Source organism: Streptomyces sp. NPDC013455, assembly GCF_040632975.1.
Classification (GTDB): Bacteria; Actinomycetota; Actinomycetes; order Streptomycetales; family Streptomycetaceae; genus Streptomyces.
On the sequence record NZ_JBEYCX010000019.1, the window covers coordinates 141,229 to 161,022 of the forward strand.

Sequence of the window (19,794 nt, forward strand, 5' to 3'; positions counted from 1 at the left end):
CAATCGACACTGGCTCACCGGTAACCGACAGCGAGCAGGAGACACAGCACGATGCGCATCGGAGTTCTCACCGCAGGCGGCGACTGCCCCGGCCTGAACGCCGTGATCCGGTCGGTCGTGCACCGGGCGGTGGCGCAGTACGGCGACGAGGTCATCGGTTTCGAGGACGGCTACCGGGGCCTCCTCGACCGGCACTACCGCACGCTCGACCTGGACGCGGTCAGCGGCATCCTGGCCCGCGGCGGCACCATCCTCGGCTCCTCCCGCCTGGAGCGCGACCGGCTGCGCGAGGCCTGCGAGGGCGCGGCCGACATGGTCGAGGAGTTCGGCATCGACGCCCTGATCCCGATCGGCGGCGAGGGCACCCTCACCGCGGCCCGCATGCTCTCGGACGCGGGCCTGCCGGTCGTCGGCGTCCCGAAGACCATCGACAACGACATCTCCTCCACCGACCGCACCTTCGGCTTCGACACCGCCGTCGGCGTGGCCACCGAGGCGATGGACCGACTGAAGACCACGGCCGAGTCCCACCAGCGCGTGATGGTCGTGGAGGTCATGGGCCGGCACGCCGGCTGGATCGCCCTGGAGTCCGGCATGGCCGCCGGCGCCCACGGCATCTGCCTGCCCGAGCGGCCCTTCGACCCCGCCGACCTGGTCAAGATGGTCGAGGAGCGCTTCGCCCGCGGCAAGAAGTTCGCCGTCATCTGCGTCGCCGAGGGCGCCCACCCCGCCGAGGGCAGCATGGACTACGGCAAGGGCGACATCGACCAGTACGGCCACGAGCGCTTCCAGGGCATCGGTACGGCACTGGCGTACGAGCTGGAGCGGCGGCTCGGCAAGGAGGCCAAGCCGGTCATCCTCGGCCACGTCCAGCGTGGTGGCGTGCCCACCGCGTACGACCGCGTCCTCGCCACCCGCTTCGGCTGGCACGCCGTGGAGGCCGCGCACCGCGGCGAGTTCGGCAGGATGACCGCGCTGCGCGGCACCGACATCGTCATGGTGCCGCTCGCCGAGGCGGTCACCGAGCTGAAGACGGTGCCCAAGGACCGCATGGACGAGGCCGAGTCGGTCTTCTAGCCGTCCGGCCGCGCACCTGCGCCACGGGCGGGCCCGTGGTCACCCGGTGCGGTCCGTCACGGCCGCCCAGAAGGTGTCGATGATCCCGTCCAGGAACCTCTGCCCCGATTCGCTGGCGCCCCTGCTGCCGCCACCCCAGCTGAGGGTGGCGGCCATGTGCCCCTGGTAGTCCTGGTGCAGCTCCTGGAGCACCGCGTCCACGACCTCCTTGTCGAGCGGGGCGAGCTTCATCACCGGCCGCACGTAGGCCTGCCAGCGGGTGGTCACGGCGCTGTGCAGCAGGTCGGCGAGTTTCGCCTCGCGGCCGGTGACGGCGACGAAGTCGGGCAGGGAGAGGTCCAGGATCCGCGCGAGCGCGGCCGACTGCCGCTCGTTGCCCCGCCACTGGCCGCTCTCCTCGGTGCGCAGGTAGGCGCGCAGCTCCATGCCGACGGCGTGGGCGACGTCCTCGGGGGCGACGGCCCGGGCGATGCGGTGCTCGCGCAGGGTCCGCGGCCGGCCGATCAGTTCGCCGGGGGAACACCACAACACGCCCGCCATGGCGGTGAGTTCCGGGTTGCCGGGGGCGACGGTGCCGCGCTCCCAGGCGACTACGAGATCCGGTGTGACATAGGGCAGTCCGTACGAGGCACGCATCCCGTAGGCGACGTGCTCGGGCCCCATGCCGAGGGCGGCGCGGAGCCTGCGGGCGGCCGGGGCGTTGAACGGGGGAGCCGGGGGGTCGGTGGGGACTGAGGGATGGCGCACCCGGCACAAGTTAGGGGCGCACCGCGGCGCTGACTACGGTCGGTTCCACCGAGATCACGGATCGTAGGAACGTACGGAGCGATCGCACAGAGTGAGCTGGCACTCCGTGTCACTCCCCTGTGACCTGCTGTTACCCGCCGTCACCCCTTCATGGCGCCGCCCAGTGCGAAGCCGCCGCCCAGCCGGCGTGCCACCAGGGCGTACAGGAGGATCACCGGCGTCGAATAGATCACGGAGAACGCGGCGAGCTGCCCGTACGCCACCATGCCCCGGTTGCCGAAGAAGTCGTTGACGCTCACCGAGGCCGGCATCCGGTCCGGGCTGAGCAGCAGCATGAACGGGACGAAGAAGTTGCCCCACATCATCACGAAGGAGAACACGGTCACCACGGCGAGCCCCGGCCCCATCAGCGGCAGCACGATCCGCACCAGGGACTGGAGCGCCGAGGCCCCGTCCGTCCAGGCCGCCTCCTCCAGTTCCCGCGGCACCCCGTCCATGAAGTTCTTCGTCAGCCAGATGGCGAAGGGCAGCTGGGAGGCGGCGAAGAAGAACACCGTGCCCTGGAGGGTGTCGATCAGGTTCACCCGGACGAACAGCGCGTACACCGGCACCATGATCGCCGTGACGGGCAGGCTCGTCGCGAACAGGATCGTCAGCAGGAACGGCCGGTTCAGCCGGGACCGGAACCGCGACAGCGGATACGCGGCGAGGGCGGCGCAGCCGACGGTCAGCGCCGTGCCGCCGCCGCACAGGACGAGGCTGTTGAGCAGCGGGGTGTAGGTGATCTCCGGGGTCAGGACCGCGTCGAAGTGGTCCAGGGTGAACCCGTCCGGGATCCGGACCCGCAGTCCGGCGCGCGGGTCCACGGCGGACAGCAGCACCCAGGCGAGCGGCAGCGCGAAGGCGGCGGCCAGGGCGAGCAGGGCGAGATCGGCGGCGAGCCGGCGGGAGGCGCGCGAGCGGGGCATCAGACCTCCGTCCGCAGCAGGCGCAGGTGGAGCACGGAGAACAGGGAGCCGACGAGCAGCAGGAGCAGGGCGACGGCGGTGCCGTATCCGATCATGCTGTTCCGGAATGCCGTCTCGTACATGAACAACGGCAGGGTCTGGCTCCGGCCCCCGGGGCCGCCCCGGGTCATCACCCAGATCAGCCCGAAGACGGAGAGCGTCTGGAGGGTGTTGAGCATCAGGGTGGTGCCGATGGAGCGCCGGATCATCGGCAGCGTGATGTGCCACAGCCGCCGCCACCCGCCGGCCCCGTCCACCTCGGCGGCCTCCGTGATCTCGGCGGGGATCCCGTCGAGCGCGGCGGAGTAGACGAGCATCGAGAACGCCGTCCCGCGCCAGACGTTGGCGAACGACACGGCGAGGACCGGCAGCGTGAACAGCCAGTTCTGCCGGGGCAGGTGCAGCCAGTCCAGGACGGCGTTCAGCGTGCCCTCGCGCCGGAAGAAGGCGTAGAGCAGGAACCCGGCGACGACCTCCGGCAGCACCCAGGCGGTGACGACGACCCCGCCGGTGAGGGTGCGCACGGGTTGGGACGCCCGCTGCATCAGGGCGGCCAGCGCGAGCCCCAGGGTGTTCTGCCCGACGAGCGCGGACAGCACGGTGAACACCAGCGTCAGCCAGACGGCGTTCAGGAACGCGTCGTCCCGGAAGGCCCGGCGGAAGTTGGCGAGGCCGACGAAGGAGGAGTGGGCCTGACCGGTCAGCTGGAGGTCGGTGAAGGCGATCCAGACGCAATAGGCGATCGGCCCGGCGAGGAAGAGCAGCAGCAGGACCAGGGCGGGGGCGAGGGGGAGGACCCGGACGGCCCGGTGCCCGCGCCTCACTTCTCGACCACGCGGCCGCCGGTGACGTCCTCGACCGTGGTGTCGTAGCCGCGCGCGGCCTCGGCCACGGACAGGTCACCGGTGGTGACGCCCTCCATGGCCTCCTGCACGGCGGTCGACACCTTCGGGTAGGCCGGGTACGCGGGCCGGTAGTGCGTGTGCGCGACGAGGCCGGTGAAGAACCGGATGCCGGGCTGGGCACCGGTGTAGGCCGGATCGTCGGCGACGTCCTTCCGTACGGCGATCCCGGAGTTGGCGATGTACCACGTGCGGGCGTTCTCCTTCGTCTGCATCGTCCGGACGAACGCGAAGGCGAGGTCGGGGTTGCCCGCCTTGGCCGGGATGGACCAGGTCCAGCCGCCGGACATGCTCACCCTGCCCGGCGCCTGCCCGTGCTGGGTGGGCATGTGGGCGAGCCCCAGCTGCTCGGACCAGTCCGGCCACTCGTGCCCGCTGCCCGGCAGCCAGGCCTGCGGCAGCCAGGAGCCGTCGAGGGCGATGCCGAGCCTGCCCCGGGGGAGCAGCTCGCCGTTGACGGTGGTGCTGAAGTTGGGGTCGAGGGCGTCGGAGACGTCGGGGCCGAGCTCCTCCCGGTAGACGGTCTCGATGAAGCGGAGGGAGTCCCGGAAGGCCTGGGACCCGGTGATCCACTTCTTGCTCGCGCTGTCGTACAGGGGATCCTCCGTGCCGCTGCCCGTGCCGTACAGGAGCATCTCGAAGCCCTGCATCGTGGCCCGCTCGCCGGCCGGTTTGCCGGTGTAGACGTTGAGCGGGACGGCACCGGGGACCTTCCGTTTGATCGTCCGGGCGGCGTCGAGGATGTCGTCCCAGGTCCTCGGCTGCCAGTCCGGAGGCAGCCCGGCCTTGCGGAACACCCGCTTGTCGAACCACAGCCCACGGGTGTCGGTGCCGTCCGGAACGCCGTACGTCTTCCCGTCCTCGCCCCGGGCCGCCGCCTTCGCGGTGTCGATGAACTGCGCCCAGTCCGGCCACGTGGCGAGGTATGCGTCGAGCGGCTTCAGGTACCCGCTGGTGATGTCGGAGTTGATGAGGAAGGTGTCCTCGTAGACCAGGTCCGGGGCGGTGCGCGGCGAGCGCAGCATCTGCTGGAGTTTGGTGTAGTACTCCGAGTCCGGCGCCTTGATCGGCACGAACTCCACCTTCTTGCCCGGGTGTTCGCGCTCGAACTGCTCCTTGATCCCGGCGAGGTAGGTGTCCGTCACCTTCACCGAGTTGTCGGTGGACTGCTTGTACGACACCTTGATCGTGTCCGGGCTGCCGCCGGATCCGCCGCCGCAGGCGGTGAGCGCGGTGGCGGCGAGCGCGGTGGCGGCGAGCGTGAGGGCGGCGAGGGATGCGGCGGTGGGGCGCACGGGCATGACCTCCTGAGCGCACGTGGGGGTGGCGCGGAGATTGCTGCCGTGTGAAGGTAAGAGCGGTGGTCCGGTCGGGTCAATGCGTCTGCGCGGGATCGCGCCGGTGCGGCCGCCGGTGTCCTACCGCCCCTGCGGCACCCACCGGTACACCAGCTCCGGCCGCCCCACCTGCCCGTACAGCGGGCTGCGCCCGGCCCGCCCCGCCTCCACCAGGTGTTCCAGGTACCGCCGGGCCGTGATCCGGGAGATGCCCACGGCCTCGGCCACCCCGGCCGCCGTCAGTCCCTCCGCCGCCTCGCGCAGCACGCCCGTCACCCGCTCCAGGGTCGGCCCGCTCAGTCCCTTCGGCAGGGCCGCGGGCGACGGCGCCCGCAGCACCGCCAGGGCCCGGTCCACCTCGTCCTGCCCGCTCGCCTCGCCCACCGCCGCGTGGAACTCGGCGTACCGCACCAGCCGGTCGCGCAGCGTCGCGAACGTGAACGGCTTCAGCACGTACTGCACGACCCCGAGCGAGACCCCCTCCCGCACGACCGCGAGGTCCCGCGCCGAGGTCACCGCTATCACGTCCGCGTGCAGCCCGGCCGCGCGCAGCGACCGCGCCAGCTGCAGGCCGTGCACATCCGGCAGGTGCAGGTCGAGCAGCAGCAGGTCGACGGGGGTGCGGTCCAGGAAGCGCCGCGCCTGTGCCCCCGTGTGCGCCTTCCCCACCGCGACGAACCCCGGCACCCGGCCGACGTACATCACGTGCGCGTCGGCGGCCACCGGGTCGTCCTCGACCACCAGCACTCTGATCGGCTGTCCGTCCGTCATGTCCCGCCGCCTCCCGGAGCCGGCGTGGCCGTACGCAACGGCAAACGCACCTCGAACACCGCTCCGCCCTCGCCGTCCGTACCGGACTCCGCCACCGTCAACGTGCCCTCGTGGCGGTTCACCGCCTGCCGGACGAGGGCCAGCCCGAGCCCCCGCCCGCCGGGCCCGGCCGGCTTCGTGGAGAATCCCCGCTGGAATACCAGGCCGGCGTGGGCGCGGTCCACACCGGGGCCGGTGTCCGACACGCGCAGCACCACTTCGGCGGCCGAGGCGTACGCCGTCACCGTGACCCGTGCCCGCACACTCCCCTGCGCCGCGTCCACCGCGTTGTCGATCAGGTTGCCGAGGATGGTCACCAGGTCCCGGGCGGACACGCTCTCCGGGAGCAGGCCGTCGTCCAGGCGGCTGTCCGGCGACACCACCAGCTCCACCCCCCGCTCGTTCGCCTGGGCGGTCTTGCCCAGCAGCAGGGCGGCCAGGACCGGCTCGCTCACCGCCGCGACGACCTGGTCGGTCAGGGCCTGGGCCAGCTCCAGTTCGGCCGTGGCGAACTCCACCGCCTCCTCGGCGCGGCCCAGTTCGATCAGCGACACGACCGTGTGCAGCCGGTTCGCCGCCTCGTGCGCCTGGGAGCGCAGCGCCTGGGTGAAGCCCCGCTCCGAGTCCAGCTCGCCCATCAGCGACTGCAGTTCGGTGACATCGCGGAGCGTCACGACGGTACCGCGCTGCTCGCCCCCGGAGACCGGGGACGTGTTGACCACCAGCACCCGGGACGCCGTCAGGTGCACCTCGTCCACCCGGGGCTCGGAGGAGAGCAGGGCGCCGGTCAGCGGGGCCGGCAGGCCGAGGTCCGTCACCGAGCGGCCGACCGCCTCCTCCTCGGGGCCCACCCCCAGCAGCTCCCGGCCGCCGTCGTTGATCAGCGCCACCCGGTACCGCCCGTCCAGCATCAGCAGCCCTTCCCGGACCGCGTGCAGGGCCGCCTGGTGGTAGTCGTGCATCCGGCTCAGCTCCGTGGCGTTCATGCCGTGGGTGTGGCGGCGCAGCCGGGCGTTGATCACGTACGTGCCCACCGCGCCGAGCAGCAGGGTGCCGCCGGCCACCCCGAGCAGAGCGGTGACCTGGTCCCGGACCCGGGCGCTGATCGTCTCCACCGTGATGCCGGCGCTCACCAGGCCCACGATCCGGCCGCCGTCCTCGATGGGGGTCACCGCGCGGACGGACGGGCCGAGGGTGCCGGTGTAGGTCTCGGTGAAGGTGCGGCCGTGCTGGGCGGGGCCGATGTTGCCGAGGAAGCGCCGGCCGATCTGCTTCTCGTCGGGGTGGGTCCAGCGGATGCCGGACGGATTCATGATCGTGACGAAGTCGACGTTGGCGTCCCGGGTGACCTGGAGGGCGTACGGCTCCAGCCGGGAGGTGGGGTCGGGGGTGCGGATCGCCGCGCGCACCGAGGGGGAGTCGGCGATCGAGCGGGCCACCGCCGTGGCCTGCCGGGCGGCGGCGTCCTCGGCCTGCCGCGCGTCGCTGACGTAGGTGAACAGCGCGTACCCGGCCACGAGCACCGCGATCAGCACGGCCTGCATGGCGAAGAGCTGGCCCGCCAGGCTGCGGGGTCTCGGCAGGGTGGGTACGCGCATGCCAGCAGTGTCCCTCTCCGGCCGAGCGCGAACTAAATGAACGCAAGGGTGACCGCCCTCACAGCCCCGGGAGATAGTCACGGCATTCCCCATCCGGACGTGAGCCGCACGCCGGTGTTCACCGACGAAGACGTCAAGGAGGGCAGTCGTGGCCGCCAGCACTCCCCCTACGGCACCTGCCGCACCCCGTGTGAAGCGGGACCGGACCCATTACCTGTACATCGCCGTCATCGCGGCGGTCGCGCTCGGCATCGCCGTGGGGCTGGTCTGGCCCGATGCCGCGGTGGAACTGAAGCCGCTGGGCACCGGTTTCGTGAACCTGATCAAGATGATGATCTCGCCGATCATCTTCTGCACGATCGTGCTCGGCATCGGTTCCGTACGGAAGGCGGCCAAGGTCGGCGCCGTCGGCGGTATCGCTCTCGGCTACTTCCTGGTGATGTCGCTCGTCGCCCTGGCCATCGGGCTCGTGGTCGGCAACGTGCTGCACCCCGGCGACGGGCTGCAGCTGACCGACGCGCTGAAGCAGACCGGACACGAACAGGTGTCGTCCGAGGCGCTGCCGCCCGTCGACTTCGTGCTGTCGATCATCCCCACCACGTTCCTGTCCGCCTTCACCCAGCAGCAGGTGCTCCAGACGCTGCTGGTGGCCCTGCTCGCCGGGTTCGCCCTCCAGGCTATGGGGCCGGCCGGGGAGCCGGTGCTGCGCGGTGTCGAGCACATCCAGCGGCTCGTCTTCCGGATCCTGTCCATGGTGATGTGGGCCGCGCCGGTCGGCGCCTTCGGCGCGATCGCGGCCGTGGTCGGCTCCGCGGGCCTGGACGCCCTCAAGAGCCTGGCCGTGCTGATGCTCGGCTTCTACGTCACCTGCTTCCTGTTCGTCTTCGTCGTGCTCGGCGCGCTGCTGCGGATCGTCGCGGGCCTGAACGTCTTCTCCCTCTTCACCTACCTGGGCCGGGAGTTCCTGCTGATCCTGTCCACCTCCTCGTCCGAGTCCGCGCTGCCGCGGCTCATCGCGAAGATGGAGCACCTGGGCGTCAGCCGGCCGGTCGTCGGCATCACCGTGCCGACCGGCTACTCGTTCAACCTCGACGGCACGATGATCTACATGACGATGGCGTCGCTGTACATCGCGGACGCGCTGGGCACGCCGATGTCGATCGGCGAGCAGATCCCGCTGCTGCTCTTCCTGCTGCTGGCGTCCAAGGGCGCGGCCGGTGTCAGCGGTGCCGGGCTCGCCACGCTGGCCGGCGGTCTCCAGTCGCACAAGCCGGCGCTGGTGGACGGGGTCGGGCTGATCGTCGGCATCGACCGGTTCATGAGCGAGGCCCGGGCGCTGACGAACTTCGCGGGCAACGCGGTCGCGACCGTGCTGGTCGGCACGTGGACCAAGGAGATCGACAAGGTCCGGGTGCGGCGGGTGCTGGGCGGGGAACTGCCGTTCGACGAGACGACGCTGCTGGACGAGGGCCGCGCCGAGGTGACCGACGCCCCCGCGGTCCGGGAGGAGGGGCTGGTCAAGGCCTAGGCGCCTGCCGGCCCCGCCGGGACCGGCCGCGGCGCGGCCGCGGGTCCGACGGCGCTCGCCGCGCAGTTCCCCGCGCTCCTTCGGGGGCGCGGAGCCCCGGCCACGAGGCTTGCCACGCAGTTCGTCGCGCCCCCAGGGGCGCGGCCGTCAGCTCCGGACGTCCGGCCCCGCCTGAACCGGGGCCGGGCGTCCGGTACCGCCGCCGGGCGGCTGAGTACCCCCCGTACGCTCAGCCGCCCGGCTTCTCCGTGTGCCGCGACACCTCGGCCACCAGCGCGGTGGCCCGCGCGGCGGGCACGCCCGCAGCCGTCAGTACGGCGACCGTCGCCGAGCGGCCCGCCTCCTCCGCCGCCAGCAGTCCGTCGTTCACCGCCTCCGTCACCGCGAAGAGCATCTGCTCGTGCACGTAGGCGAGGGCCGGCGCGGGCAGCGGGGAGGTGAACGCGCCCTCGTCCAGACCGCGCTGGAGGAGGCGCACCTTGTTCTCGCGCAGCGGCGCGAGGCGTTCACGGATGCCCTGCACGGTGACCGTGCGCTGGGCCAGGGCGATCAGCAGCCGGTAGCGGTCGGCGACCGGCCACAGCGCGAGCACCGAGCGGGCCACCGCCTCGGCCGGGTCGCTCACCCCGGCCCGGGCGTCCGCGTCGGCGTCCGCCAGCGCCTCCACGGCCCCGTCCACCAGGGTGCTGATCAGCGCTTCCCGGTTGGGGAAGTGGCCGTAGACCGTCCGTCGGACGACCCCCGCGGCGCGCGCGATCTGGTCCATGGAGGCGTCGGGATCGCGCAGCAGTTCGGCGAGGGCGACGTCGAGGATGCGGCGCCGGTTGGCGTCGGCGCGGCTGGTGTTACCCGTGGTCATGGCGGTCATTGTGCCTTCCCGGACCCTTCCCGACCCGACTTGCACAGCAGTGTGCAACGCCGTACATTGCACATGGTTGTGCAATTGCACGCCAATGTGCAAGTCCGTCGCGTACCCGAGGAAGGCGACCCCCTGCCATGCGACTCGTCATGACCGAACCGGTCGAAAGGATGGACCGGCCCTACGCCCGGCGCTGGTGGGCGCTGCTGGTCCTGTGCCTGAGCCTGCTGATCATCGTGATGGCGAACACCGCCCTCACGGTCGCGGCGCCCGACATGACGAAGGATCTCGGCCTCTCCAGCGCCGACCTCCAGTGGGTGATCGACGGCTATACCGTCCCCTACGCGGCGCTGATGCTGCTGCTCGGCGCGATCGGCGACAAGTACAGCCGGCGCGGAGCGCTCGTCCTCGGCCTGCTGGTGTTCGGCGGCGGGGCCGTCTTCGGATACCTCGCCGACAGCTCCACGACCGTCATCGCGGCCCGGGCCGTGATGGGTGTCGGCGCGGCCCTCATCATGCCGGCCACCCTGTCGCTGCTCGCCGCGACCTTCCCGCGCGCCGAGCGGGCCAAGGCGATCGTGCTGTGGACGGCCACGGCCGGGCTCGCCATCGCCGCCGGACCGGTGGTCGCCGGCGCCCTGCTGCGCGACCACGGCTGGTCCTCGACCTTCCTGATCAACGTGCCCATCGCGGCCGTCGCGATCGTCGGGGCCCTCGTCCTCGTGCCGCCGTCGAACTCCGGCCACCAGGACCGCGTCGACTACGTCGGCGGCCTGCTGTCGGTGCTCTGGACCGGTGCGCTCGTCTACATGATCATCGAGGGTCCGCACTTCGGCTGGGGCGCCAAGGCCGTCGGGGCGGCCGTCGTCGCGGGTGCCGGCCTGATCGCCTTCGTCGTGTGGGAGCTGCGCCACCCGCGCCCGATCCTGGACGTGCGCCGCTTCACCGGCCGCCGCTTCGCCGGCTCCAACCTCGCCGTCGCCCTCTTCTTCCTCGCCGTCTTCGGCGCCTTCTACTACCTCACCCAGCACCTCCAGTTCGTCCTGCGCTACGACGCCCTGGAGACCGGTGTGCGCATGCTGCCGCTGGCCGGTGCCGTCTTCGTCGGCTCCGCCCTGACCGGCTGGCTCACCCCGCGCGTGGGCATGAAGTGGACCGTCAGCGCCGGCATGGTCGGCGGTACGACCGCCCTGGCCCTGCTCACCCGGATCGACGCGGGGTCCGGCTACGGCGACTTCGTCGCCCCCCTGGTCATCCTGGGCCTCGCCATCGGTCTCGCCCTCTCGCCCTGCACCGACGCCATCATGGGCGCCTTCCCGGAGTCCGAGCTGGGTGTCGGCGGCGCCGTCAACGACACCTCGCTGGAGCTGGGCGGCTCGCTCGGCATCGCCATCCTCGGCTCGCTGCTGGCCACCTCCTACGGTGACCACCTCGCGGACGCCACCGCCGGCAGCAGGCTTCCGGCCGACGCCCTGGACACCGCGCAGGACTCGGTCGGCGCCGGGTACGCCGTCGCGCAGGGCATCGGCGAGAAGGCGCACCAGGCCGCCGCGCAGGCCCAGCAGGCCACCGACCCGCAGCAGGCCGGACAGCTCAAGCAGCAGGCCGCCGAACTGGCCGCCGGCGCCCGGCAGATGTCCGACGCGGTGGGCTCCGCCTTCTCCGACGCGGTGGCCCACACCAGCCTGGTCGGCGCGGTGGTCCTCGGCGTCGGCACGGTCCTGGTGGCCTTCCTGCTGCCGCGCCGTGAGGCCGCCGCGCCGGAGGCGACCGAGGACGAGAAGGAACTGGTGGACAGCGCGGCGGCCTGATCGCCTTGCCTTGACGCCGACGTCAACACCTACCGTCGTACGCATGCGAATCGGCGAGCTGGCCGCACGGGCCGGAACCACGACACGCACCCTGCGCTACTACGAGTCCCGGGGCCTGCTGCCGGCCCGGCGTGACGGCAACGGACACCGCACGTACGACGAGAGCGACCTGCGGCTGCTGGAGCAGATCCGCACCCTCCAGCACTTCGGTTTCGACCTGGAGGAGACCCGGCCGTTCGTGGAGTGCCTGCGGGCCGGGCATCCGGAGGGCGACTCCTGCCCGGCCTCGCTCGTCGTCTACCGGCGCAAGCTGGCCGAGCTGGACTCGCTCATCGGAGAGCTGACCGCGGTGCGCGAGACGGTCGCGGGGCAGCTGGCGCGGGCCGAGCGGGCGCGGGACGAGCTGGCCGCCGAGGCGCGGGTTCCGGGAGGTCCGGAACCCCGGTGCGAACTGGGAGGGCAGAAACGGTGAGCAGAGCGGCGGGTGTGCCGGAGGTGGGCGACGCGGACTTCGCGACGGAGGTCCTGGCGTCCGAACTGCCGGTGCTGGTGGAGTTCACGGCCGACTGGTGTCCGCCGTGCCGGCAGATGGCGCCGGTGCTCAGCCAGCTCGCGTCCGAGGAGGGCGACCGGCTGAAGGTCGTCCAGCTGGACGTGGACCACAACCCGGACACCACGAACGCCTACAAGGTGCTGTCGATGCCGACGTTCATGGTGTTCCGGGACGGCGAGCCGGTGAAGTCGATGGTGGGGGCGCGGCCCAAGCGGCGGCTGCTGGAAGAACTGGCCGACGTGCTGTAAAGCGGTGGAACCGCCACGAGAAATCCCCCGGGCAATTGCGCTCGGGGGATTTCTGTGCGTATATTCGGTGGTTCGCGACTTCATATCGGAATGAGTCGCGGAGAAGTCCAGTGAGCACAGTATATGCGGGCGGGAGCGGAATTGTCAAACGCGGATCTGTCGAACAGTGAATATCCGGACGATGAATTGCGGCACGAGCAGGAATTCATCGACGGACTGTACGCGCGCGTGGATGTGCTGCGCGGCGAGGCCGAGTCCTCGGTCGCGGACGCGCTCGCCCAGGGCGACAAGCCGATGCAGGCCCGGCTGGAGCGGGACATCCTGGTCGCCGAGCGCTCGGGGCTGCTCGCCGCGCTCAACGCCGTGGACGGCTCGCTCTGCTTCGGCCGGATCGACCTGACCGACGGCACCAAGCACCACATCGGCCGGATCGGGCTGCGCGAGGAGGACGCCGCGCGCACCCCCGTCCTCATCGACTGGCGGGCCGACGTCGCCCGCCCCTTCTACCTGGCCACCGGCCACACCCCGATGGGCCTGCGCCGCCGCAGGCACATCGCCACCGAGGGCCGGACCGTCACCTCCCTGCACGACGAGATCCTGGACCTCGGCGACGCCACCCGCACCGGGCACGAGGACCACAACGGCGACGCCGTGCTGCTGGCCGCGCTGAACTCCGCGCGCACCGGCCGGATGGGCGACATCGTGCAGACCATCCAGGCCGACCAGGACCGCATCATCCGCGCACCGCACCAGGGCGTGCTCGTCGTGGAGGGCGGCCCCGGCACCGGCAAGACCGCCGTCGCCCTGCACCGCGCGGCCTACCTCCTCTACGAGTACCGGGAACTGCTGGCCCGCCGCGCGGTCCTCATCGTCGGCCCCAACCCCGCCTTCCTCGGCTACATCGGCGAGGTGCTGCCCTCCCTCGGCGAGACCGGGGTGCTGCTGGCCACCGTCGGCGAACTGTTCCCCGGCGTGCGCGCCACCGCCGCCGACACCCCCGAGGCCGCCGCCGTCAAGGGCCGCGCCGACATGGCCGACGTGCTCGCCGCCGTCGTCCGCGACCGGCAGGCCCTGCCCGATCCGGTCATCGCGATCGAGCACGACCGCGAGGTGCTCATGCTGGACGACGGCCTCGTCGGCGTCGCCCGCGAGCGCACCCGGGCCGCCAAGCTGCCGCACAACGCGGCCCGCGAGTACTTCGAGGGCCACATCCTCAACACCCTCACCGAGCTGTACGCCGAACGCGTGGGCACCGACCCCTACGACGGCGGCAGCCTGCTCGACCCCGCCGACATCACCCAGATCCGCGACGAGCTCGCCGAGAACCCGGAGGTGTGGGACGCCATCGACCGGCTGTGGCCCCGGCTCACCCCGCGCCGGCTGGTCGCCGACTTCCTCGCGGAACCGGACGCCTACCTCCCGGAGGCGGACGCCGACGCGATCCGCCGCCCGGTCACCCGCGCCTGGACCGTCGCCGACGTCCCGCTGCTGGACGAGGCGGCCGAGCTCCTCGGCGAGGACGACCGGGTGGCCCGGGCCCGCGCCGAGCGGGAACGCGAGACCCAGGTGGCCTACGCCCAGGGCGTCCTGGACGTGTCGTACGCCTCCCGGACGTACGAGTTCGAGGACAAGGAGGACAGCGACCCGGACGCCTCCGAGGTGCTGTCCGCCCACGACATCATCGACGCCGAGCGGTTCGCCGAGCGGCAGGAGGAGGCGGACCACCGCAGCGCCGCCGAGCGGGCCGCCGCCGACCGCACCTGGGCGTTCGGCCACATCATCGTGGACGAGGCACAGGAGCTGTCCCCGATGGCCTGGCGGCTGCTGATGCGACGCAGCCCGACCCGCTCCATGACCCTGGTCGGCGACCCGGCCCAGACGGCGGAGGCGGCCGGCGTCGGCTCCTGGGCGGACATCCTCCGCCCCTACGTCGAGGACCGCTGGGAGCACACCCGCCTGGGCGTCAACTACCGCACCCCCGCGGAGATCATGGACCTGGCCGCGGCCGTGGTCCGGGCCGCGCAGCCCGGCTTCGAACCGCCGAGCTCCGTCCGGGCCACCGGCGTCCGGCCCTGGGTGCGGCGGGCCGCCGGCGACCTGCCCGGCGCGGTCGCCGGGGCGGTCGCCGAACTCACCCCGGCCGAGGGCCGGCTCGCGGTGATCGCCCCGCGCGCCCTGCACCGCTCCCTGGCCGCCCGGCTGGACGGCGTCACGGCCGGCGCCGAACCCGACCTGACCCGGGCGGTGGTCCTGCTCGACCCGCGCCAGGCCAAGGGGCTGGAGTTCGACTCGGTGCTGGTGGTGGAGCCGGCCGCGTACGGCACCAGCGACCTGTACGTGGCCCTGACCCGGGCCACCCAGCGGCTCGGTGTGCTGCACACCGGCGTGCTGCCGCCGGGCCTGACCGACGCGGAGTGACGCGCGGGGGCCTGGGGGCGAGCGCTCTCAGGCCCCCCGCTCCGGCCGCAACCGCATGCCCCGCGTCGACGTGAGCCCCCGCTCGGGATGCGCGCGGAAGGCCGCCGTCCACGCCGTGGGCGGGCAGGACCGGCCGTTCGGATGCTGCTCCGCCAGCCGCGCCCGCCGGCTGTCCCGTACGACGACCCGGCCGTCCTTCCCGTCGGTCACCGTGAGCCGCACCGCCACCGGGCCGGCCCCCACGTCGTCCGGGAGCCGGACCGACACCCTGCCGAAGGGGTCTGCGGGATCGCCGGACGTGCGCTGCGCACAGCGGCCGTCCACGCACAGCCGGACCGTCACCGCGTCCCGCTGCCCGCCGAAGTCCGCCGGCCGCCACAGCACGGCGACGCCCGAGTCCATGTCCGCCTGGGTGCACAGCCGCTCCGGCGCACACCCCGTCAGGGCCGCCACCGTGCCCAGAGCCACGACGATCCGCCGCATGTCCCCCTCCGCCCCTTCCGCCCCACCGGGCGCCCGAGCGTAGGCGCCGGGCGGGGCGGAAGGCAAAGCGCAGGTCAGGCAGGGATCAGGCAGGCCGCAGCCAGACCGTCGCCAGCGGCGGCAGATCAGGCAGGCCGCAGCCACACCGTCGCCAGCGGCGGCAGATCAGGCAGGCCGCAGCCACACCGTCGCCAGCGGCGGCGGATCAGGCAGGCCGCAGCCAGACCGTCGCCAGCGGCGGCAGGGTCAGCCGGATGCTCGCCGGGCGGCCGTGCCAGGACTGCGGCTCGGGCTTGACGACGTCCGGGTGGACGACGTCGCCGCCGCCGTAGCGGGCCGCGTCGGTGTTCAGCACCTCCACCCAGGCCGGCACCTCCTCCGGCACCCCGATCCGGTAGTCGGGGCGGACCACCGGGGCCAGGTGGGAGACCGCGAGCAGCGGGGTGCCGTCGGCGTCGTGGCGCAGGAACGCGAAGACGTTGTCGCCGGCCGCGTCCCCGGTGATCCATGCGAACCCCGCCGGGTCGGTGTCCCGCTGCCACAGCGCCGGGGTCTGCCGGTACAGCGTGTTGAGGTCCCGTACGAGGTCCCGCACGCCCCGGTGGTCCGCCTCGGCGCCGTACGCCGGGTCGAGCAGCCACCAGTCCGGTCCGTGCACCTCGGACCACTCGGCGCCCTGCGCGAACTCCTGTCCCATGAACAGCAGCTTCTTGCCCGGGTGCGCCCACATGAAGGCCAGGTAGGCACGGAGGTCGGCGCGCTGCCGCCACCAGTCGCCGGGCATCTTCGACACCAGGGACCGCTTGCCGTGGACCACCTCGTCGTGGGAGATGGGCAGCACGTAGTTCTCGCTGTAGGCGTACACCATCGAGAACGTCATCTCGTGGTGGTGGTACTGGCGGTGCACGGGGTCGTGGCTCATGTACCCGAGCGAGTCGTGCATCCACCCCATGTTCCACTTCAGACCGAAACCGAGCCCGCCGAAGCCGCTCGGACCCCGGTGGTGGGTCGGCCGGGTGACGCCGTCCCAGGCCGTCGACTCCTCGGCGACGGTCACCACGCCCGGGCAGCGCCGGTACACGGTCGCGTTCATCTCCTGGAGGAAGGCCACCGCGTCCAGGTTCTCCCGGCCGCCGTGCTCGTTCGGCGTCCACCCGCCCGGCTCGCGCGAGTAGTCCAGGTAGAGCATCGAGGCGACCGCGTCCACGCGCAGCCCGTCGATGTGGAACTCCTCGCACCAGTACACGGCGTTCGCGACCAGGAAGTTGCGCACCTCGCGCCGGCCGAAGTCGAACTCCAGCGTGCCCCAGTCGGGGTGGGCGGCCCGCAGCGGGTCGTGGTGCTCGTACAGCGGGCGCCCGTCGAACTCGGCCAGCGCCCAGTCGTCGCGCGGGAAGTGGGCCGGCACCCAGTCCATCAGCACCCCGATGCCCGCCTGGTGCAGCCTGTCCACCAGGTACTTGAAGTCGTCGGGCGTGCCGAGCCGGGCCGTCGGGGCGTAGAACCCGGTCACCTGGTAGCCCCAGGAGCCGCCGAAGGGATGCTCCGCCACCGGCATCAGCTCCACGTGCGTGAAGCCCATCTCCCGCACGTACGACGGCAGCTGCTCGGCGAGCCCGCGGTAGGTGAGCCCCGGCCGCCAGGACGGCAGGTGCACCTCGTACACCGAGAAGGGCGCCTCGTGGACCGGCGTCTCCGCCCGGCGGGCCAGCCACTCCGCGTCGCCCCAGGTGTGGTGCGAGGCGTACACGATCGAGGAGGTGGCGGGCGGGACCTCGGTACGCCGGGCCAGCGGGTCGGCGCGCAGGGTGCGCGAGCCGTCCGGGCGGGTGATCTCGAACTTGTACAGCTCGCCCTCGCCGATCCCCGGCACGAACAGCTCCCACACCCCGGTGGCGCCGAGCGAGCGCATCGGGAAGCCGGCGCCGTCCCAGAAGTTGAAACCGCCCGTGACCCGCACGCCCCGCGCGTTCGGCGCCCACACCGCGAACCGCGTGCCGGTGACGCCCTGGTGGGTGGTCACATGCGCGCCGAGCGCCTGCCACAGCTGCTCGTGCCGGCCCTCGCCGATCAGGTGCAGGTCCAGCTCGCCGAGGGTGGGCAGGAAGCGGTAGGCGTCCTCGGTCTCGTGGACGGTCGTGTCGTACGCCACGAGCAGCCGGTAGGCGGGCACCTCGGTGACCGGCAGCAGGCCGGAGAAGAAGCCGTCGCCGTCGTCGTGCAGCTCCGCGCGCAGCTCGTCCGAGACCACGGTGACCGCCCGCGCGTACGGGCGGAAGGCGCGGAACGCGATGCCGCCCGGCACCGGGTGGGCCCCCAGCACGGAGTGCGGGTCGTGGTGGGTGCCGTGCAGCAGCCGCTCGCGGTCGTCGGCGCCGAGGGCGGGGGAGACGGCGGTCTCCGGCGCGGGCGGCGCCGGCTGCGGCGGCACCTGCGCGGCCCGGGGCGCCGTGGCCTTCCGCACGGCCTTGGTCTTGCCGGAGTTCTTCCTGCTGGCTGACTTCTTGGACGTCACGAGGGAGTCTCCCGGGCGAGGATCGGGTCAGGTCAGGTCAGGTCGGGTCGGACGCGGCGAGGCGGCGGATCGCCGACAGCGGGACGGGGAGCCAGTCGGGGCGGTGCCGGGCCTCGTACACGGCTTCGTAGACCGCCTTGTCGGTCTCGAAGGCCCGCAGCAGCACCGGGTCGGTGCGCGGGTCGCGGCCGGACACCTCCGCGTACCCGGTGCAGTAGGCGGCCCGGCAGGCCCGCGCCCACTCCGGGGCGGGCGGGGTGGCCGAGTGGGCGGCGTAGTCGAAGGAGCGGAGCATGCCCGCGATGTCCCGCGCCGGCGGCTGCGGCATCCGACGTTCGGCCGGCGGCCGGGCCGGTTCGCCCTCGAAGTCGATGAGCGACCACTGCCCGGACGGGGAACGCAGGCACTGCCCGAGGTGCAGATCGCCGTGCACCCGCTGCGCGGTCCAGGTGCGGCCCTCGGCGGCGAGCTGGCCGAGCGCCGCGTACGCCGAGCGCAGCCCGTCCTCGTACGGCCGCAGCGCCGGCACCGCACGCACCGCCGCCGTCAGCCGCTCGGCCATGCCGTCGACCAGCAGCTCCAGCTGGGTGCGGCCGAGGGTGACCGTCGGCAGCGCGCGGGCCAGCGCGGTGTGCACCTCGGCGGTGGCCCGGCCCAGCGCGCGGGCCTCGGCGGCGAAGTCCTCGCCCTTGGCCAGCTCGCGCAGCGCCAGCTCCCAGCCGTCGCTCGCGCCGTTCACGAAGGGCTGGAGCACGGCCAGGACGTACGGCTCGGCGTCCACCTCGGTGTGCAGCCAGGCCGTCGGCGCGGGCACCCGGGGACAGCCCTCGCGGGCCAGGGCCAGCGGTATCTCCAGATCGGGGTTGACGCCGGGCACGACCCTGCGCAGCAGCTTTAGGATGAACGTATCTCCGTAGACCACGGAGGAGTTGGACTGCTCGGCGGTCAGCAGCCGGGCCACCAGGCCGGCCCGGATCTCCTGCCGCGCGTCCCGCTCGAAGCGCAGCCCGCCGATGCGGGCCCGGGTGCGCAGGGCCTCCAGGAGCACCTCGGCGGGCCGGGGGTCGTACAGGGCCTCGTACACCGTGCGTCCGGCGAGCGGGCCCTCGCTCACGTGTCCGATCAGCGCGGGCGCCAGCCGGGGCGGCAGCGCCTCGCGCACGCCTATGAGGAGCTGGTAGCAGTCGCCGGGGTGCGGCGGGGTGCCCGGCAGGTCGGGCTGGTGGACGCGCAGGAGCAGGTGGTACAGGCCCAGCCGGCCGTCGGGGGGCAGCAGTTCGGTGACGGCCACCGGGGTGAAGCCGGTGACCGGGCGGCCCTTGCCCGCGAACCAGCGCTGCCGTGGCAGCCAGGTGCGCAACAGCGGATCGAGCGAGGCGAGAAGGGAGCCGGTGGTGCCGAAGGGGGTGACCGTTTCCGCCATGGGCGTCACGTCCTTTCCCCGGGGGTCGTCGGGGTGTTACGTATGCGTGCCCCGGGTGGGGCGGTGGAAACCGCCCCACCCGGGCCGGCTAGACGGTGTCCCGGCGCAGCCGGAACCAGTAGAAGCCGTGCCCCGCGAGGGTGAGCAGGTACGGCAGTTCGCCGATCGCCGGGAACCGGACCCCGCCGAACAGCTCGACGGGGTGCCGCCCGCCGAACCGGCTCAGGTCCAGCTCCGTGGGCTGGGCGAAGCGGGAGAAGTTGTGGACGCACAGCACGAGGTCGTCCCCGCCGTCCTTCGACAGGGGAGCCTCGCGCAGGAAGGCGAGCACCGCCGGGTTCGACGACGGCAGCTCGGTGTAGGACCCCAGTCCGAAGGCAGGATTCTGCTTGCGGATCTCGATCATGCGGCGGGTCCAGTGCAGCAGCGACGAGGGCGAGGACATCGACGCCTCGACGTTGGTGACCTGGTAGCCGTA

17 protein-coding genes are annotated in these 19,794 nt (G+C 72.6%); 6 read left to right on the forward strand and 11 right to left on the reverse strand.

Annotated elements, in window-relative coordinates; genetic code table 11:
* Window positions 1-51 precede the first annotated feature (51 nt).
* Window positions 52-1,077 (forward strand): ATP-dependent 6-phosphofructokinase, encoded by a 1,026-nt coding sequence (locus ABZ576_RS27035; RefSeq protein ID WP_360746014.1) that lies wholly within the window; start codon window positions 52-54, stop codon window positions 1,075-1,077.
* A 39-nt stretch (window positions 1,078-1,116) separates the two neighbouring features.
* Here the strand turns inward: ABZ576_RS27035 and ABZ576_RS27040 are convergent, their stop codons facing one another.
* The 6 genes from ABZ576_RS27040 to ABZ576_RS27065 all read right to left on the reverse strand — a co-directional run bounded on the left by ABZ576_RS27040 (window position 1,117) and on the right by ABZ576_RS27065 (window position 7,478).
* Window positions 1,117-1,824, reverse strand: a complete 708-nt coding sequence (locus tag ABZ576_RS27040) for an XRE family transcriptional regulator (RefSeq protein ID WP_360746017.1) — start codon at window positions 1,822-1,824, stop codon at window positions 1,117-1,119.
* Window positions 1,825-1,964: 140 nt separating this feature from the next.
* Window positions 1,965-2,792: a carbohydrate ABC transporter permease gene (locus ABZ576_RS27045; RefSeq protein WP_360746020.1), complete on the reverse strand. Its 828-nt coding sequence runs from the start codon at window positions 2,790-2,792 to the stop codon at window positions 1,965-1,967.
* A complete protein-coding gene (locus ABZ576_RS27050; RefSeq protein ID WP_360746023.1) occupies window positions 2,792-3,655 on the reverse strand; it encodes a sugar ABC transporter permease in 864 nt (287 codons plus the stop codon). Before ABZ576_RS27050 ends, ABZ576_RS27045 begins: the two co-directional genes overlap by 1 nt.
* Complete coding sequence (locus ABZ576_RS27055; protein WP_360746026.1) at window positions 3,652-5,034, reverse strand: extracellular solute-binding protein; 1,383 nt, start codon at window positions 5,032-5,034, stop codon at window positions 3,652-3,654. Before ABZ576_RS27055 ends, ABZ576_RS27050 begins: the two co-directional genes overlap by 4 nt.
* 117 nt (window positions 5,035-5,151) lie before the next feature.
* On the reverse strand, window positions 5,152-5,841 hold the full coding sequence (locus tag ABZ576_RS27060) for a response regulator (RefSeq protein WP_360746029.1): 690 nt from the start codon (window positions 5,839-5,841) through the stop codon (window positions 5,152-5,154).
* A complete protein-coding gene (locus ABZ576_RS27065) occupies window positions 5,838-7,478 on the reverse strand; it encodes a sensor histidine kinase (RefSeq protein ID WP_360746032.1) in 1,641 nt (546 codons plus the stop codon). Before ABZ576_RS27065 ends, ABZ576_RS27060 begins: the two co-directional genes overlap by 4 nt.
* Window positions 7,479-7,626: 148 nt before the next feature.
* Here ABZ576_RS27065 and ABZ576_RS27070 point away from each other — a divergent pair, with 148 nt between their 5' ends.
* Entirely contained in the window at window positions 7,627-9,006 is a 1,380-nt protein-coding gene (locus tag ABZ576_RS27070; RefSeq protein ID WP_360746035.1) for a cation:dicarboxylase symporter family transporter, read from the forward strand.
* A gap of 229 nt (window positions 9,007-9,235) precedes the next feature.
* Here the strand turns inward: ABZ576_RS27070 and ABZ576_RS27075 are convergent, their stop codons facing one another.
* Window positions 9,236-9,874: a TetR/AcrR family transcriptional regulator gene (locus tag ABZ576_RS27075; protein ID WP_360746038.1), complete on the reverse strand. Its 639-nt coding sequence runs from the start codon at window positions 9,872-9,874 to the stop codon at window positions 9,236-9,238.
* 128 nt (window positions 9,875-10,002) lie between these two features.
* On the opposite strand from ABZ576_RS27075, the gene ABZ576_RS27080 reads away from it, so the two are divergent.
* The 4 genes from ABZ576_RS27080 to ABZ576_RS27095 all read left to right on the forward strand — a co-directional run bounded on the left by ABZ576_RS27080 (window position 10,003) and on the right by ABZ576_RS27095 (window position 14,895).
* Window positions 10,003-11,676 (forward strand): MFS transporter, encoded by a 1,674-nt coding sequence (locus ABZ576_RS27080; protein ID WP_360746041.1) that lies wholly within the window; start codon window positions 10,003-10,005, stop codon window positions 11,674-11,676.
* A 43-nt stretch (window positions 11,677-11,719) separates the two neighbouring features.
* Complete coding sequence (locus tag ABZ576_RS27085; RefSeq protein ID WP_360746044.1) at window positions 11,720-12,148, forward strand: MerR family transcriptional regulator; 429 nt, start codon at window positions 11,720-11,722, stop codon at window positions 12,146-12,148.
* A 14-nt stretch (window positions 12,149-12,162) separates the two neighbouring features.
* Window positions 12,163-12,477 (forward strand): thioredoxin, encoded by a 315-nt coding sequence (gene trxA, locus ABZ576_RS27090; RefSeq protein ID WP_360746082.1) that lies wholly within the window; start codon window positions 12,163-12,165, stop codon window positions 12,475-12,477.
* A 123-nt stretch (window positions 12,478-12,600) separates the two neighbouring features.
* Window positions 12,601-14,895 (forward strand): ATP-dependent DNA helicase, encoded by a 2,295-nt coding sequence (locus ABZ576_RS27095; protein WP_360746047.1) that lies wholly within the window; start codon window positions 12,601-12,603, stop codon window positions 14,893-14,895.
* A gap of 27 nt (window positions 14,896-14,922) precedes the next feature.
* On the opposite strand, the gene ABZ576_RS27100 is transcribed toward ABZ576_RS27095, so the two are convergent.
* From ABZ576_RS27100 to ABZ576_RS27115, 4 genes are all read right to left on the reverse strand, one after another.
* Window positions 14,923-15,378 (reverse strand): membrane lipoprotein lipid attachment site-containing protein, encoded by a 456-nt coding sequence (locus tag ABZ576_RS27100; RefSeq protein WP_360746050.1) that lies wholly within the window; start codon window positions 15,376-15,378, stop codon window positions 14,923-14,925.
* Window positions 15,379-15,583: 205 nt separating this feature from the next.
* A complete protein-coding gene (glgB, locus tag ABZ576_RS27105; RefSeq protein ID WP_360746053.1) occupies window positions 15,584-17,893 on the reverse strand; it encodes a 1,4-alpha-glucan branching enzyme in 2,310 nt (769 codons plus the stop codon).
* Between the two features lie 37 nt (window positions 17,894-17,930).
* Entirely contained in the window at window positions 17,931-19,316 is a 1,386-nt protein-coding gene (locus tag ABZ576_RS27110) for a maltokinase (protein ID WP_360746056.1), read from the reverse strand.
* Between the two features lie 88 nt (window positions 19,317-19,404).
* Window positions 19,405-19,794: alpha-glucosidase C-terminal domain-containing protein (locus ABZ576_RS27115; protein ID WP_360746059.1), on the reverse strand; the 390-nt coding region annotated here is incomplete at its 5' end.